Origin of the sequence: Coprococcus sp. HCN-4056 (assembly GCF_037892645.1) — a bacterium.
GTDB lineage: Bacteria > Bacillota > Clostridia > Lachnospirales > Lachnospiraceae > Coprococcus > Coprococcus ammoniilyticus.
Map to the genome: position 1 here is coordinate 36,855 of NZ_JBBKBL010000004.1, position 15,927 is coordinate 52,781.

Here is a 15,927-nt window from a genome sequence, read left to right on the forward strand (position 1 = left end):
CAAAATTCTAGTATTTATATTCTAAAATATTACTCTTCTACTGCTGCATCCTCATCTGCAACTTCTTCAGCATCTGTTGCATCAGCACCCTGCTGAGCTTCGATAACTGCATCTGCCATCTTTGAAACAATAAGCTTTACAGCTCTGATAGCATCATCGTTACCAGGAATAACATAATCTAATTCTTCCGGATCACAGTTCGTATCAGCAATACCTACAAGCTTGATTCCAAGTGAATGAGCTTCCTGGATACAGATTCTTTCCTTCTTAGGATCTACAACGAAGATCATGTCAGGAATTTCCTTCATTTCCTTGATACCGCCAAGGTTCTTCTGAAGCTTCTCCATCTCCTTCTTGATCTGGATAACTTCCTTCTTAGGAAGAACATCAAATGTTCCGTCAGCTTCCATAGCTTCGTACTTCTTAAGAGTAGCGATTCTTGTCTGGATTGTGCTAAAGTTTGTAAGCATACCGCCTAACCATCTCTCGTTTACATAGTACATACCGCAACGCTCTGCTTCACTCTTGATTGAGTCCTGAGCCTGCTTCTTTGTACCAACGAAAAGAATCTTTCCACCATTTGCTACGCAGTCACCGATTGCATTGTAAGCATCGTCAACCATTCCTACTGACTTCTGAAGGTCGATGATGTAGATACCATTACGCTCTGTGTAGATGTATGGCTTCATCTTAGGGTTCCATCTTCTTGTCTGGTGTCCGAAATGTACACCTGCTTCTAATAACTGTTTCATTGAAATAACGCTCATTTTTTCTACCTCCATGGTTATATTCTTCTGCTGATCTCTCTTTCACCGAGTCACCCGAGCTATAGGCACCACTTCAGGAATCAATCAGCATGTATATTGTTTTTTATGAGCCTGCTATATTCAAGCCCACACACAAAATCGATAATAACACAAAAAGAAAGTGCATGCAAGCACTTTCTTTTTATAATCTCATGTCACTTAACAGTTCCATGTCTTTTTCGCATTATGCTGGTATGTGCGAGCACATTCCAGCGCAATGCTCATTATCTCATATTTTGTTTTAATTCATGCTATAACTATCGTCCATCTCTCATAATGGTGATCATCTCATCGTAGGTTTCATCACCCTTGAATGTGAAAGTTCCACACATCAGTTTCATGGAATTACCGGAGCTTACAAGGTAATCATAGAAATCCTGTACACTGTCTACCATTCCGATATCATATAATGCCTGAGAGATTGCCTCTGCATACATACCCGGCTTGATCGTAATCGAACCACCCTTTTTCTTTTCTTCTGTAGTTGTCTCTGTCGTAGCTTCCGTAGTTGTTTCTGTCGTCGTCTCTGTCGTAGCTTCCGTAGTTGCTTCTGTTGTAGCTTCCGTGGTTGCCTTGGTTGTACTTTCGGTTGTGGCTTCCGTGGTTGCCTTGGTTGTATTTTCCGTTGTGGTTTCCTTTGTCGCCTCTGTTGTAGCTTCCGTCGTTGCCTTAGCTGCATCCTCTTTTGTCGTTTCCGTTGCAGTCTCTGTCGTTTTCGCTGATTCAGTAGTTTCTTCTGATGCAACAACTTCTACCGCATCTCCTTTTGACGGATCATTCTTCTTTGTATCTGCAAAGCTTCCGGACTTAATTCCAACCATCATAACGAGCGCACCAATGATAAGTCCAAAGCCTAATCCTCTGAAAAAATATTTTTTCTTCATACTGCCGTTTCTCCTATCGTATAAAACAATTTCAATTTACTGCTTCTGATTCTCAATATTTTTAATGATCACCTTGGTTTCACCAACACCGATTCCAAGCTGGTTCGCGATCTCCATAATTCCAAATCCCTGCTTGTAAAGCTCTGCCACTTCTTCATCGATATTTTTCTCATCATCCCAGATTTCTTCCGGTGCAGGAGCTTCTTTCTTTGCCTCCTGTGCACGATTCTGATTTCTGTTTGTTCTGTTCTTCTTGCGATTCTTCTTTCTGGAACGGTTGCCTCCCGCCGGCTGTTCTGTCTTCTGTACAGGCTCAGTACCGGTTGCTTCTGCGACTGTTGTTTCTTCTGTAATTTCGGTTGCTTCTGACTCAACAGCAGGCTCTTCTGCTTTCTTAAAGGCAACAACATTGGATTTTTCTTCTGCCGCTTCTTTCTCGGCTTCCTCAGCAACAGCTTCTTCTGCAACAGCTTCCTCTACTTCTTCCTTTGGTTCCTCCGCATCATCTTCTGCCGTGTTCTCTTCAACATCCTGTTCCGGTACAGTTTCGGTTATATCACCATTTGCAACTGCATCACCGGAAATAACTGTCTCCGTCTCACTTGCCTCTAATGCTCCGAGAGAATTCTCATCCGGCTCTTCTTCGATTTCTTCTGTCTGCTCATTTTCTTTGGGAGCTTCTTCTGTCTGCTTCTCTTCCGAAACAGCTTCTTCAGCCTGTTGTTCTTTTTCTTTTGCGATCTCTTCTTCGGTTTCCTTTACTTCCATTTCAAGAAGTTCTTCATAAGTAACCGCTTCCGGTTTTTTCTCTGCATCCGGATTATATTCTTCATAGGCTTCTGCAAGGCTCTGATTGATATAATCGATCATCTCCTTCTTTGCCTTTTCAGACAACTTGGATGCCCATTTTTCAATCTGTTCCTTCAGTTCCTTTTCTGTCTTCTTGCGGACATCTTCGCTGTATTCATCTAACGATGTCTTGCTCTGCTCAAGAAGAGAATCACATAATTCCGTAATCTTTCGTTTTAATTCTTCTGAGCTTTCATTATATATCTCATCTTCCTCTTTAAAATCATGACTATCCAGAATAAAAAAGCTTACACCTACAACTGCTACGCCAACTAATAATGTTATGATTGGTAATATCATTTCTTTACTCTCCTTTGCAAAATTTTATACGGCTTTTAATTCGTCAAATACAACATCATTCAGAACCTTAATATAAGTTCCCTTCATGCCTGAGGATCTTGCTTCTATAACACCCGCACTCTCAAACTTTCGAAGTGCATTCACGATTACGGAACGGGTAATTCCGACCCGGTCTGCAACCTTACTTGCAACAAGGATTCCCTCATTTCCATCCAGTTCCGAAAAAATGTGCTTGATCGCCTGTAATTCTGAAAATGATAAAGTACTGATTGCCGAACGCACGATTGCGATCTTACGATCTTCTTCTGCATTTTCTTCATTTAAAGCCCGCATCATCTCAAGTCCTACAACCGTCGTTCCGTATTCCCCGAGAATAATATCATCAATATCATACTGTGCATCCAGCTTATACAGAAATAACGTTCCAAGCCGTTCTCCTGCTATATCAATTGGAAGCAGAAGTCCCTGATATTTCTCTATGTTATCACTGTCAAATCCGAGCGTAGTCAGATTTACATTTTCCTTTGTTGACAATACAAGGAGAAGTCTCTCATTCAGCATACTGTCGATCAGCAGACCGACCTTATCCTCGATCAGTTCATGGATCTCAGGTATATCTTCACGGTTCTTAATTCCCAGAACCTTACCTTTTTTACTGATAACCAGTACATTTGATTTTAAAATATCACTCAAAACATCACAAATATCATTAAAAACAACCTTATGCGAGTTGTTATTGTGCAATAATTTGTTGATTTTTCGTGTTTTATCTAATAATTGAACACTCATTTCTGTTCCTCCGTATGTAAAATACAAAAAAGTTGTTTTTGCATAAAAAATCTACACTATTTGACATTCTATCACAATGGTCATGAGATAACAATAGCCTTTCCTGTCAAACGAGAGATTTAATATTTAAAAACAACTTTTTTTATATGGCAGGCCGGACAACTTCATCCGATCACTTATGCCTATTTTTCCTTTTCGGTATTATCTCTGGAATATCCACAGTTTTCTGCTGAACAAAGTAACTTATTACCCTTTTCAACCATATAACTGCCACATACCGGACATTTTTCCCTTGATGGTTTCGCCCATGACATAAAATCACATTCAGGAGCATTGATACATCCATAGTATCTTCTGCCCTTTCTGGTCTTCTTTATTACTATGTCACCTCCACACTTTGGACAAGGAACTCCTGTCTTTTCAAAGAACGGCTTCGTAAATTTACAGTCAGGGAAGCCCGGACATGCAAGGAATTTACCGTGTGGACCATACTTTACGACCATATTGCGTCCGCACTCGTCACACACCTCATCCGTTACTTCATCCTCAATCTTAATGGACTGCAACTCACTCTCGGCTTTCTTAACCGCCGCATCGAGATCTGGATAGAAGTTTCTTACTACAACTTTCCATTCGATAGCACCCTCACCGATCTTATCGAGAAGGGACTCCAAATTCGCTGTAAAATTCACGTCGATAATAACCGGAAATGCCTGTTCCATAATCTGATTCACGGCTTCTCCCAGTTCTGTTACGTATAATTTCTTATTCTCTTTTGTGATATAACGACGATTCAATATTGTTGAGATCGTCGGTGCATAAGTACTTGGTCTTCCAATGCCAAGCTCCTCTAAGGTTCTTACCAGAAGTGCTTCTGTATATCTTGCCGGCGGCTGTGTAAAATGCTGCTTCTCGTCAAAATCTTCTAATTTTAACAGATCCCCTTCATTCAGATCCTTAATTCCCGCAATATGCTCACTCTTCTCGTTGTCCACATTATAAACCGTTGTAAATCCTGCAAATGCAATCTTTGATACTGAGGTCTGGAACCGATAGCCTGCTACTTCTGCCTTTACGGTCTTAATGCTGTATACTGCCTCTGCCATCTGGCTTGCAAGGAAGCGGTTATAGATCAGCTGATACAGACGGAACTGTTCTCTGCTTAACTGATCCTTGATAGCTGCCGGTGACAGTGTGATATCCGTCGGACGGATTGCTTCATGCGCGTCCTGGATCTTCTTACCCGGTTTGTCTGCCCGAGGTATTCCCGCTATATAATCTTCTCCAAAATTCTTTATGATATAATCCTTGGCTGCTGCTGCCGCTTCATCCGATATTCTGGTAGAATCCGTTCTCAGATAAGAGATCAGACCGATGGAACCTCTGCCCTTGATCTCCACACCTTCATATAACTGTTGTGCGATACGCATCGTTTTGGATGTCGCAAAGTTCAACTTGGAGGAAGCTTCCTGCTGCAACGTACTGGTTGTAAATGGAAGTGGCGCTTTCTTATGACGCTCACTGTCCTTGATCGATGCGATCTTAAAAGACTGCTTTCCGATTGTTTCTATGATATGATCCAGTTCCGCTCTGGAAGATATTTCTTCCTTATCGCTCCCATTTCCCATGTATTTGAATTCAATGCTTTTCTTGGCCTTTTCCGGTGCCAGCATAGCAGAAAGTGTCCAGTATTCCTTTGGAATAAATTCATTGATCTCTTTTTCTCTGTCACAGATCAGCTTTAATGCTACAGACTGTACACGTCCGGCACTTAAACCTCTCTTAATCTTTGCCCAGAGAAGCGGACTGATCTTATAACCAACCAGTCTGTCCAATACACGTCTCGCTTGCTGTGCATCCACAAGTGCCATATCGATATCGCGTGCCTGCTTAATTGAATTCTTTACTGCATTTTTCGTAATTTCATTGAAGGTAATTCGCTTGTACTTCTTATCATCCAGTTTCAGTGCTTTTGATAAATGATAGGAGATTGCTTCTCCCTCACGGTCGGGGTCAGTTGCGAGGTACACTTTGTCAGCTTTCTTTACTTCTTTTCGAAGCTGTGCAAGTATATCTCCTTTTCCTCTGATCGTTATATATTTCGGTTCAAAATCATTATCAACATCAATGCCCATCTGGCTTTTAGGCAGATCACGCACATGACCATTCGACGCAATCACTTCATAATTACTGCCCAAAAACTTTTTAATCGTCTTGGCTTTCGCCGGAGACTCTACAATAACAAGATATTTAGCCATGTACTCTTTCCTTTCCTGTTCGTTTAAACGACACAAACTATACACCATTTTTTCCTGCCATGCAAGTGAATATTTTATTACAATTTTCTGAAAAAATGCCCCGGATTCTGTTTTCATCCCTGTGTAACAGCAAAATAATACCGTACCGGCTGCCGAATTATTCCTTTTCTTTCCATATCAAATAACGCTGTCAGGATTCTTGCAGGAGGCTGATCCACGCGGGCACAGATTTCCTCTATATGCAGCACTTCCCGCCCCATACAGGCACATATCTTCTGTTCCAGAGCGGTAAGCCGGCTGTCCTCCCGACATTCTGCTTTCCCTGCTGCAAGGATCCTCCGTTCAAGTTTTAAATCCTCCACAATATCCTCAGGATCCGTCACAAGCATAGCCCCCTGCCGGATCAGATGATTGCAGCCCTCACTGTTTCTGTCTCCAATCCGTCCCGGAACTGCATACACCTCACGCCCCTGTTCCAGCGCCTGATCGGCGGTGATCAGAGATCCGCTTTTCTTCTGTGCTTCTACAACCAGCACCCCTTTTGCAAGTCCACTGATGATCCGGTTCCTAAGTGGAAATCTCCATGCCGCAGGCTCTATATCCAACCCATATTCTGACAGGATCACACCCTGATGCCCAATCCGTTCAAACAAATTGTAATTTTCCTTCGGATAACAGATATTGATCCCACAACCTAGTACTGCAACTGTAAATCCATTTTCTACATTGATTGCCGCACGCTGGGCGGCGCCGTCGATTCCTGCTGCAAGTCCGCTGATAATACCAGTCCGATATCCTGCAAGCACAGAAGCAAACTGCTCCGCCATCTCTTTCCCATATGCGGAGGCCTTTCTTGCACCTACGATCGCTATACCGGTTCTGTCTGTTTTAAGCGTCTCCACACACCCCTTTGCATACAGCAGAAACGGACAATCCGGAATTTCCCGCAGGACTTCCGGGAAATAAGGATGTCCTGGATATATATATGTAATATTCCGCTCCTTTAGTCTGTTTTTATAGACGATTATTTTCTTTTCATCCCGTGTGCACAGGATCCGTTCACTCTGTTTTTCTGTCAACGTTTCCCGAAGCACATGTTCTGGAACATTCCACAGTTCTTCAGGTCCTCCAAAATAATCAAGGATCCTGCCAAGTGCTGCATTCCCCATATCCGATATCATCCCCAGCCACAGCCTTATAAGATCATACTCCATATCTGTCCCCCCCTTTCATTCCTTTGTACTGCATATTTCCCTCTGTCTCTTCTGTAAGATTCTGATACCGGAAAAACAATGCCTCTTTTAAATGTTCCTCATGGATCCCGATACTTCCTGCCAGATCAGCGATCGTCCTTGCGATCTTAAGTACCCGGTTATAGCCTCTGGCAGAAAGTTCTGTATGTTCAAACGCTTCCCGCACCAGCTCCTGCTCTGCCCTTCCCAGGGAAATATATTGCTTTGTTCTCTTTCCATCCAGTTGGGAATTAAAATTTATCGACTCTGAACGGTAACGCTCCTTCTGTATGTTCTGCGCCGCAAGCACCCTTTCCCGGATCTCAGCCGAAGTTTCTGCCCGTTTATCCTCTAACAGGTCAGAACAGTCAATCCTGCGGACATTTACGTTGATATCAATACGATCGAGTAGCGGTCTGCTAAGCCTTGCATTGTATTGTCGGATCTGCCTACAGGTACAGGTACATTTATTCAGATCCGGATACATGCCGCAGGGACAGGGATTTCGTGCCGCAACCAGCATAAATCCTGCCGGATATATATATTTACCCTGGATCCTTGCGATCGTTACTTCCCGATCTTCTAACGGCTGCCGCATTACTTCAAGAACATTTCTGCCAAATTCCGGAAGCTCATCCAGAAACAACACCCCATTATGACTAAGACTGATCTCTCCCGGCTTCGGTATTGCTCCGCCACCGGTCAGAGCAATGGCAGATACGGTATGATGCGGTGCCCGGAACGGACGCTTTGTTATCATCGCCTGTCCTTTTTTCAGCAGACCTGCCACACTGTATATCTTGGTAATATCAATACTCTCCTCAAATGTCAGACGTGGAAGGATCGTTGGCAGGCATTTTGCAATCATGGACTTTCCTGAACCTGCTGCTCCTGTCATCAGAATATTGTGCATTCCGGCTGCTGCGATCTCCATTCCGCGCTTCAATATTTCCTGCCCTTTAATATCTGCAAAATCTCCCAGTTCCCCCATATCCCCCTGGTCGAGCAGATCCTCCACATCTACAAATGCAGGCTCGATCACCGCTTTTTCATTCAGATAAGATTCCGCTTCTGACAACGTCCGGAGCGGGATCACTTCTATATTTTGGATCAGTGCCGCCTCCTCTGCATTTTCCGCCGGAACAAGACAGCGTGTGATTCCTTGTTTTACTGCATGATGAACAACCGGGAGTATTCCTGATACAGCATTGATCCTGCCATCCAGCCCCAGTTCACCCATAATCAAGGTATTTTCTATTTTATCGTTTGGAATAAGCCCCATAGATACCATAATTCCTATGGCAATGGGAAGATCGTAGGCAGTTCCTTCCTTCCGGATATCTGCCGGTGATAAATTGATCGTGATCTTTTTCGGTGGTATCTGAAATCCAGAGTTTTTGAGCGCTGTTCTCACCCGCTCTCCGGCTTCCTTTACGCATGCAGACAAAAAGCCTACCATATGAAACATTGGCAGTCCGTCATTGATATCTGTTTCCACCTGAATCAGAAGTCCCTCTACTCCAAGGACTCCTCCACTTGTTACTTTACTGTACATCTGTATCTGCTCCTTTCGACATTTCTGCCGTCTCTCCATGGAGCATGCCTGAACAGAATCAGCGAAAACAAAAAGCTGCCACCTGGCAGCTTTTTATACGCCTGCATTTATACTACCTGTATCCATACAAAAAGTCAAATGCATTTTTATATTAACTGAAGTATACAACCTCTTCTTCCGGCGGACCGGTCAGCACAACCTTCTCTGCATAGAGAACCGGACCATCTCCCTCAAAATCAGGATAGTATTCTTTCTTGATCGTTGCTGTTACATCTACCCACTGTCTGTCAATCAGATTCTTAGAGCCATCGTAATAGCATTTGAAGCCTACAAATGTAATATCCTCTACACAGCAGGTCATCGCAAAACGTCCCGGTACAAATGCATTCTTACCATACTGTTTCGGCTTGAATACCATGCCACGGAAATGAATCTTCTTACCGACATAACGATCCGGCTGATCAGAGGCATCCACATACCAGATACCGAAATCCTCATCGTTCAGCTCGATCACGTCAGCCTTTACATCGTATGGCAGATCTTCTTCGTCATTCTCATCCGGTGCGATCGAACCATCCTTCATCTCAAAGATGATCTGTGCCCGTCGGTTGACTGCTTTGATTCCTCTGCGCCATTCTGCGCGCTTGGACTTCTCATCACAACGGTTAAATACAACCATATCCGCACTGTTAACCTGATCCATCATTGTTGCTTTCATATTCTGCTGATATACATCATATGTCTCAGCATTTACAAAGGATAATACCTGGACAACGGTCCATCCCTTCGGCACACGGATATCAAAGATCTTGTCCAGCTTCCACATACCATTGTATTCGATCATAACCTGCTCTGGCTGATATTTGTCCTGCAGATCTAACAGATGCTCTGTGTTCAACTGATCTTCTTCTATGAATTCCAGAAAAATATTTTTCTTTTTCAGGTCTTTCTCATCGTACTCTTCTTCACCGTCTTCGCATACAAGAAGCAGTGTCTTGGCACCTCCGGTGAATTCCCGGTCTAATAATGTCTCCTTCACAAATGTAGTTTTACCACTGTCAAGAAAGCCCATAAATACATAAACCGGAATCTCTGTTTCCTGTTGTCTTGCCATCATTTTCTCCTATACCTCAAACAGCTCTGCAAGCTTGTCTTCTGCCAGTTTGCTTCCGATCACACATAACTTACCTGTGATATCCGGATTTCCCTTACGGATCTCATACTCACCCGGTACAAGATCAAAGTATAACCAGTCTGTACCATCACTTGGAACGATACCCTTTGCACGAAGGATAATACCATATTCCTCTGTGTTAGCAAGCTCATCCAGAGTCTCTTTTAACTTATCTTCATTAAACTTATGTGGAGTTTCCTTACCCCAGCTTGTAAATACCTCATCTGCATGGTGGTGATGGTGATGATCGTGATCATGACAGCCACAACTACATTCGTCGTCATGGTCATGATGATGATGTTCATGATCGTGGTCATGGCAGCCACAGCCACATTCGTCGTCATGGTCGTGATGATGATGTTCATGATCGTGGTCATGATCGCCACAGCCACATTCGTCATCATGGTCGTGATGAAGGTGGTGATGCTCATCTTCATCCTCAAATAAAGCGTCCTTAACGGTTTTATGATTCTGCATAGCTTCTTTGATCTTAGAACCGTCAATATCATCCCATGGAGTCGTGATGATCGTAGCATCTGCATTGTGCTCACGGATCATGGCAACTGCCTTTTCGATCTTATCCTGGGAAGCTGTCTGTGTTCTGCTCAATACGATCGTATTTGCACTTTCGATCTGATTATTGAAGAATTCACCAAAGTTCTTCATGTAAATCTTGCATTTGGATACATCTGCAACTGTTGTATAGCTGTCAAGCTGTACTTCAACTTCTTCTGCAACACCCTTTACAGCCTTGATAACATCTGAAAGCTTACCGACACCGGATGGCTCGATAATGATTCTGTCCGGTGCATATTCTGTAATAACCTTCTTTAAAGCCGTACCAAAATCTCCAACTAAGGAGCAGCAGATACAACCGGAATTCATCTCAGTGATCTGTACACCGGCATCCTTTAAGAATCCGCCATCAATACCGATCTCGCCAAATTCATTCTCAATCAGCACAAGCTTCTCGCCCTTAAAACCTTCTTCGATCAGCTTCTTGATCAGAGTTGTTTTTCCGGCACCTAAGAAACCGGAAATAATATCAATCTTTGTCATTTCTAAATCACTCCTAATCTATTAAATGTACGGATAATTGTGTGATAGTAAACTCATCACACAATTATCTAGTTTTCATATCACAACCGATTATTATACTCGATTATCTGTTTTTTTGCAAGAATCGAGGTTGACATCCAGTTTATTATATGGGATAACGATGCCATTTTCATCAAATGCTTTCTTGATATTCCATCTTGCCGACCAGAGTGCATCCCAGTACTGGTCGATTTTCGCATAGAACCGAACACTGACCACAATGCTGCTATCTGCGAATTCATCAATGAAGAAATCCACGACTTCATCCTCCAGATATCCCGGAACTGTCTTTACCGCATCCAGTACCACACGCTTTACCTTATCCAGATCTTCATCGTAACCGACACCGAGCTTGATCTCTGCCCGCCTCTTATCATGTAAAGTAACATTCACCAGTGATGTATTCGATATGCTTCCATTTGGTATGACTACGGAACGATTATCGATCGTCTTAAGCTTTGTATAGAATATATCGATCGATACAACCTCGCCTTCACATTTGGTATTATTCTCGATAATATAGTCACCTACATGAAATGGTTTCAATATCAGGATCAGCACACCACCGGCAAGATTGGACAGGCTGCCCTGCAACGCAAGACCGATCGTCACACCCGCCGTTCCAAGCAATGTGACAAATGAAGTAACCTGAAAACCGACAATGGATGCCGCCGTTATCAATATTATAAAATTCATCAGAATACGGATGGCAGACAGTAAAAATCCTACGACACTGACATCCATATTGGAACGGTCAAAGGTTCTCTTTATCAGCTTGATGATCCATTTCACAACCCGAAATCCGATCACCATAAAGATAACCGCCACTACCAGGCTTCCAACCTTTGACATGCACCAATCCAGCAGATCTGTCATATACTGTCTGAGCAATCCAGCTTTTTGTTCTGCATCCTGTACGATCTCCGATGCCGTTTCTGATGCTGACTCTGTAGTATCCGCCAGCTTCTCCGTCAATGCTATACCTATCACTTAATTATTTCACCTTCTTAAATACTGTGATTGAAAGTGCAGGGAGAACAATCTCGATATCACCGTCCTTCGTCACCTTCTGCTGTTTATTGTTATTACCTTCTCCACCATACTTTGCCGCATCACTGGAGAAAATCTCTTTATAAGTTCCCGGAGCTCCGGTCTGTAATACATAGCTCTTCTGATCTGAAGTTCCAAAGTTCGCAGCTACATAACAGACAGAACCCTTACTGTCTGTTCTTGTGAAACATACGGTATGTGGCTCCTGCTCTCCTGCAAATACAAATGGAAGTTTGTCTGCTTCATAAAATGCCGGTTCTGCAAGATATAAAGCATTCAGATCCTTTACATACTTCTGAAGATATTTATTTGCTTCAAACTCCAGAACGCTCCAATCAATAACATGATAGCCATCAAAGCCGCCAAACATTCCAATCTCCTGTCCCATAAACATCAGTTTTTTACCAGGAAGGAACATATTCAAACCATAAAATATACGAAGATCTGCATATTTGTCTTCATAGCCACCCGGCATCTTCTCTATAAAGCTTCCCTGACCATATGCCACTTGATCATGTGATAATGCACTTACCTCCTGATGCTCGGATATAAATCCGGTTACAGAAGATACATAGTCTACAAAGTTCTCTCTGCGATCCGGCGCAGTCTTCATATACTCTGTAAGCTTTGAAACGCCCATTGTGTTCCATGTAAGATCCACCATAACATCCGCATATCTGTCTCCGGTCACCTTTCGGAAGGAACGGATCAGCTCTTTATTATCCAGACGGATGCCATCCAGATGATACGCTTCCAACCAGTAAGTCATACAGTCAATATCCATCACAGGCACCATATCAAGGATCACACCAATACCTTTTGCATGCAGATAATCAACCATTGCCATAAAATCAGTTGGAGAACCAAATCTGGACGTTGGTGCATAGATACCCGTCGTATCATATCCCCATGTATCCTCACCGGAATATTCCATGATTGGCATAAGCTCGATGTAATTATACTTCATGCTCTTTACATAAGCTGCGATTTCTTTTGCAAATGCCTGATAGGAAAGCCGTTCTCCATCTTTGTCGGTCTTAAATGTCTGCATATGTACCTCATAGATATTCACAGGTTCCATGCTGATATTCTTCTTTTTTCGGTCTGTCATATATGCCGCATCCATCCAGTCATATGTCAGCTCTGTAAATAAGGACGCATTGCCCGGAACCGGTTCAAATGCTGTTGCATATGGATCGGAGAAAATATCGGTTTCTCCATTTTCATATAATACTTCAAATTTATATCTGGTCTGGTTAATGTCATATGGTATAAACAGTTCAAACAGATCGGTATACTCGATCTTCCGCATCTGGTTCACTCTGCCGTCCCAGTTATTGAAATCTCCGACCACGCTGGCTCTGACGCAGCCCGGAACCTGAATACAGAATGCCACTCCTTCTGTGCCATCAAAGTTCAGCTTTCTGGCTCCAAACAATTCTTTGATCCGGAAGCCTGATTCCACGTCATCTTCTCCATTTACCACCTGCATTACTTTTTCAAGATCCGCAGAATAGGAAAAGCTGTATGCATCCTTTATCAAACTGACTTCATCTGCTTCTTCTCCGTCTGCATCCCATACCTTCCGGACAATCTTTAGCAGATATGCAAATGGCTGCCGGTTCTCAATCTTTACTGTAAAAAATCCATCGGCGTATTCTACATGCATCGGATATTCTGTCTGATCCTTTTCATCCACTACATAAACTTCTGCTGCATCCGGCAGAAATGCATTCACATATACATCAGCCAGACAGGCATGCATACCAAGTATGTGATGTGGATTGCCATGTCTCGCCCCCGTGATCGCCATAACCTCATCCTGATTCAGAACGAAAATCTCTGTGTTCTTTGTCATAACCCATTCTCCTCATGTGTATTCTTTTCTATATGCAAAATACGAAATAGCTGCACCGTTTCCCTGTTCAATTTTCTCATTTGCATATGACTGTTCATCTTTATTCGTTTATCTTGTGGATAAAGATTCCGCTTCGAAGCTTTGGTTCAAACCATGTAGACTTCGGCGGCATCAATTTGCCTGCATCCGCAATATCAAATAATTCTGTAATGGAAGTCGGATACATGGAAAATGCTACCTTCTTTCCTCCATCCACCAGTCGTTCCAGCTCGGAAAGTCCACGGATACCACCGACAAACTGGATTCGTTTGTCCGTTCTCGGATCTCCAATGCCAAGCATCGGTGCCAGAACATTTTCCTGAAGCACAGATACATCCAGACAGCCGACAACATCCTCCGGAACAACTCCGTCCTTTACCGTTAACTGATACCATCTGCCATCCATATACATGCCAAAGCTGCCTTTCTTCTCCGGTGAAACAGCCGCATCACATGCTTTTACTTCAAATTTGTCTTCCAGTTTCTTTAAAAATTCGTCATCAGTCATACCGTTCAGATCATTTACAACACGGTTATATGGAAGGATCATCAACTGATCATGTGGAAACAGAACGGACAGAAAATAATTAAATTCTTCCTCTCCGGTATAATCCGGATGCTGTTCTCTCATATGGAGGCCTGCTTTTACAGCAGAAGCAGAACGATGATGTCCGTCTGCTATGTAAATCTCGTTGATACCTGCAAATGCTTCCTGAATTATCTGAATATCATCTGCTTCATCAATGATCCATACATTATGTGTGATACCATCCGGTGAAGTAAAGCCATATAACTTTTCTCCTGTCTTTACCCGGTCAATGATCTGATTTACAATATCAATCGAACGATAGGCAAGGAAGATTGGTCCGGTCTGCGCACCACAGGCTTCTACATGGCGGATACGATCCTGTTCTTTGTCTTCTCTGGTATTCTCGTGTTTCTTGATCACACCATTCACATAGTCATCAATCGAAGCACAGGCAACCAGACCTGTCTGATGACGTCCATCCATGATCAATTCATATATGTAGTATACCGGCTTTTCTTCCTCAATATAAGTACCATCCTCCATCATCTCATGCAGAAGATCTCCTGCCTTCTTATACACTTCCGGTGCATAGGTATCCACACTGTCATCAAATGATGTCTCTGCACGATCTACCTTTAAAAATGACATCGGTTCCCGACGTACTTCTTCACAGGCTTCTTTTCTGCTATACACATCATATGGTAATGCTGCCACTCTGTCGCAGATATCCGGTCTTGGTCTGAATGCTTTAAAGCATCTGATTGCTGCCATGTTCTGTTCCTCCTGATCTCTGTTTGTCTATATAAATATTGCAACAGAAAACATTGCTGATTCCTGTTGCAATACTCAAAATCACTATCAACCTCTGATTGCCTTAACAACCTTATCTATAGATGCCTTAAATTCTTCATCGGAAGAATTCTCAAATATAAAGAGCTCTTTGATATTTGTTGGCGGATTGAAGTTCTGACTGTTGATATATTCATCCCAGTGCTCCAATTTCCAGGTATCTCTGTCTGATGCACGCTTGATCATTCTTTCGTGGCAGACATCTTTTCTGGTATTTACCCAGATCACAAAGAGCTCTGCACCTTTTTCTGCAAGCTTTGCACGGAGATTGTCAAGATATTCGTCATCTCTGATCTCATCTGTGAATGGTGCATTTATAAGAACTGTATCATTGTATTCCAGTGCTTCAAATGCAAGATCCAGTACACAATAATATTCGTAGTCGCGGATATTTTTCTGGAAGAAATCGGATGAACGGTTATATTCCTCACCAGCCACTACAAAAATCTGCTTTGAAAGAACAATTAATGTATCCTTATCCAGATATACACAATTTGGCAGTGCCTTTGCCACCTGTTTGGAAATAAATGTCTTTCCACAGGCTGGTGGTGATGTAACTAAAATTAATTTCTTCATGTGTGTGCCTCCATTTTTCTCATTATCTCAATCCTGTTTGATTTTAGCACAATTGTATGATGGTAGCAAGAATTTGTTAGC

13 protein-coding genes are annotated in these 15,927 nt (G+C 42.7%); all 13 read right to left on the reverse strand.

Annotated features, from left to right (window positions below):
- Positions 1 to 29 precede the first annotated feature (29 nt).
- The 13 genes from rpsB to WKT03_RS07065 all read right to left on the reverse strand — a co-directional run bounded on the left by rpsB (position 30) and on the right by WKT03_RS07065 (position 15,846).
- Entirely contained in the window at positions 30 to 767 is a 738-nt protein-coding gene (gene rpsB / locus WKT03_RS07005) for a 30S ribosomal protein S2 (protein WP_021944417.1), read from the reverse strand.
- A gap of 296 nt (positions 768 to 1,063) precedes the next feature.
- Positions 1,064 to 1,690 carry a hypothetical protein gene (locus tag WKT03_RS07010; protein WP_181985737.1) on the reverse strand — a complete coding sequence of 209 codons (627 nt, stop codon included), beginning with the start codon at positions 1,688 to 1,690 and terminating at the stop codon, positions 1,064 to 1,066.
- 36 nt (positions 1,691 to 1,726) lie between these two features.
- Positions 1,727 to 2,839 (reverse strand): hypothetical protein, encoded by a 1,113-nt coding sequence (locus tag WKT03_RS07015; RefSeq protein ID WP_117785415.1) that lies wholly within the window; start codon positions 2,837 to 2,839, stop codon positions 1,727 to 1,729.
- Between the two features lie 24 nt (positions 2,840 to 2,863).
- On the reverse strand, positions 2,864 to 3,628 hold the full coding sequence (codY, locus tag WKT03_RS07020) for a GTP-sensing pleiotropic transcriptional regulator CodY (RefSeq protein WP_021944414.1): 765 nt from the start codon (positions 3,626 to 3,628) through the stop codon (positions 2,864 to 2,866).
- Positions 3,629 to 3,810: 182 nt separating this feature from the next.
- Positions 3,811 to 5,886 (reverse strand): type I DNA topoisomerase, encoded by a 2,076-nt coding sequence (gene topA, locus WKT03_RS07025; protein ID WP_340391346.1) that lies wholly within the window; start codon positions 5,884 to 5,886, stop codon positions 3,811 to 3,813.
- A 113-nt stretch (positions 5,887 to 5,999) separates the two neighbouring features.
- Positions 6,000 to 7,100, reverse strand: coding sequence for a DNA-processing protein DprA (dprA, locus tag WKT03_RS07030; protein ID WP_340391348.1), 1,101 nt, complete (start codon positions 7,098 to 7,100; stop codon positions 6,000 to 6,002).
- Positions 7,090 to 8,673, reverse strand: coding sequence for a YifB family Mg chelatase-like AAA ATPase (locus WKT03_RS07035; RefSeq protein ID WP_340391350.1), 1,584 nt, complete (start codon positions 8,671 to 8,673; stop codon positions 7,090 to 7,092). The genes dprA and WKT03_RS07035 overlap by 11 nt, the downstream gene beginning before the upstream one ends.
- A 151-nt stretch (positions 8,674 to 8,824) precedes the next feature.
- Positions 8,825 to 9,787 (reverse strand): TIGR03943 family putative permease subunit, encoded by a 963-nt coding sequence (locus WKT03_RS07040; RefSeq protein ID WP_021944410.1) that lies wholly within the window; start codon positions 9,785 to 9,787, stop codon positions 8,825 to 8,827.
- A gap of 9 nt (positions 9,788 to 9,796) precedes the next feature.
- Entirely contained in the window at positions 9,797 to 10,906 is a 1,110-nt protein-coding gene (locus tag WKT03_RS07045; RefSeq protein WP_173788569.1) for a GTP-binding protein, read from the reverse strand.
- Positions 10,907 to 10,999: 93 nt separating this feature from the next.
- Positions 11,000 to 11,935: a mechanosensitive ion channel family protein gene (locus tag WKT03_RS07050; RefSeq protein ID WP_021944408.1), complete on the reverse strand. Its 936-nt coding sequence runs from the start codon at positions 11,933 to 11,935 to the stop codon at positions 11,000 to 11,002.
- A 4-nt stretch (positions 11,936 to 11,939) separates the two neighbouring features.
- Entirely contained in the window at positions 11,940 to 13,853 is a 1,914-nt protein-coding gene (locus WKT03_RS07055) for a GlgB N-terminal domain-containing protein (protein ID WP_021944407.1), read from the reverse strand.
- A gap of 100 nt (positions 13,854 to 13,953) precedes the next feature.
- Positions 13,954 to 15,192 (reverse strand): DUF1015 domain-containing protein, encoded by a 1,239-nt coding sequence (locus WKT03_RS07060; protein WP_021944406.1) that lies wholly within the window; start codon positions 15,190 to 15,192, stop codon positions 13,954 to 13,956.
- An 87-nt stretch (positions 15,193 to 15,279) separates the two neighbouring features.
- A complete protein-coding gene (locus WKT03_RS07065) occupies positions 15,280 to 15,846 on the reverse strand; it encodes an AAA family ATPase (protein ID WP_021944405.1) in 567 nt (188 codons plus the stop codon).
- Between the last annotated feature and the right edge of the window lie 81 nt (positions 15,847 to 15,927).

What these genes read in the sequence shown, in the direction of transcription:
- rpsB (WP_021944417.1), bottom strand. Translation starts at nt 767, where the DNA reads ATGAGCGTTATTTCAATGAAACAGTTATTAGAAGCAGGTGTACATTTC.
- dprA (WP_340391348.1), bottom strand. Translation starts at nt 7,100, where the DNA reads ATGGAGTATGATCTTATAAGGCTGTGGCTGGGGATGATATCGGATATG.
- topA (WP_340391346.1), bottom strand. Translation starts at nt 5,886, where the DNA reads ATGGCTAAATATCTTGTTATTGTAGAGTCTCCGGCGAAAGCCAAGACG.
- WKT03_RS07055 (WP_021944407.1), bottom strand. Translation starts at nt 13,853, where the DNA reads ATGACAAAGAACACAGAGATTTTCGTTCTGAATCAGGATGAGGTTATG.
- codY (WP_021944414.1), bottom strand. Translation starts at nt 3,628, where the DNA reads ATGAGTGTTCAATTATTAGATAAAACACGAAAAATCAACAAATTATTG.
- WKT03_RS07015 (WP_117785415.1), bottom strand. Translation starts at nt 2,839, where the DNA reads ATGATATTACCAATCATAACATTATTAGTTGGCGTAGCAGTTGTAGGT.
- WKT03_RS07040 (WP_021944410.1), bottom strand. Translation starts at nt 9,787, where the DNA reads ATGGCAAGACAACAGGAAACAGAGATTCCGGTTTATGTATTTATGGGC.
- WKT03_RS07010 (WP_181985737.1), bottom strand. Translation starts at nt 1,690, where the DNA reads ATGAAGAAAAAATATTTTTTCAGAGGATTAGGCTTTGGACTTATCATT.
- WKT03_RS07035 (WP_340391350.1), bottom strand. Translation starts at nt 8,673, where the DNA reads ATGTACAGTAAAGTAACAAGTGGAGGAGTCCTTGGAGTAGAGGGACTT.
- WKT03_RS07065 (WP_021944405.1), bottom strand. Translation starts at nt 15,846, where the DNA reads ATGAAGAAATTAATTTTAGTTACATCACCACCAGCCTGTGGAAAGACA.
- WKT03_RS07060 (WP_021944406.1), bottom strand. Translation starts at nt 15,192, where the DNA reads ATGGCAGCAATCAGATGCTTTAAAGCATTCAGACCAAGACCGGATATC.
- WKT03_RS07045 (WP_173788569.1), bottom strand. Translation starts at nt 10,906, where the DNA reads ATGACAAAGATTGATATTATTTCCGGTTTCTTAGGTGCCGGAAAAACA.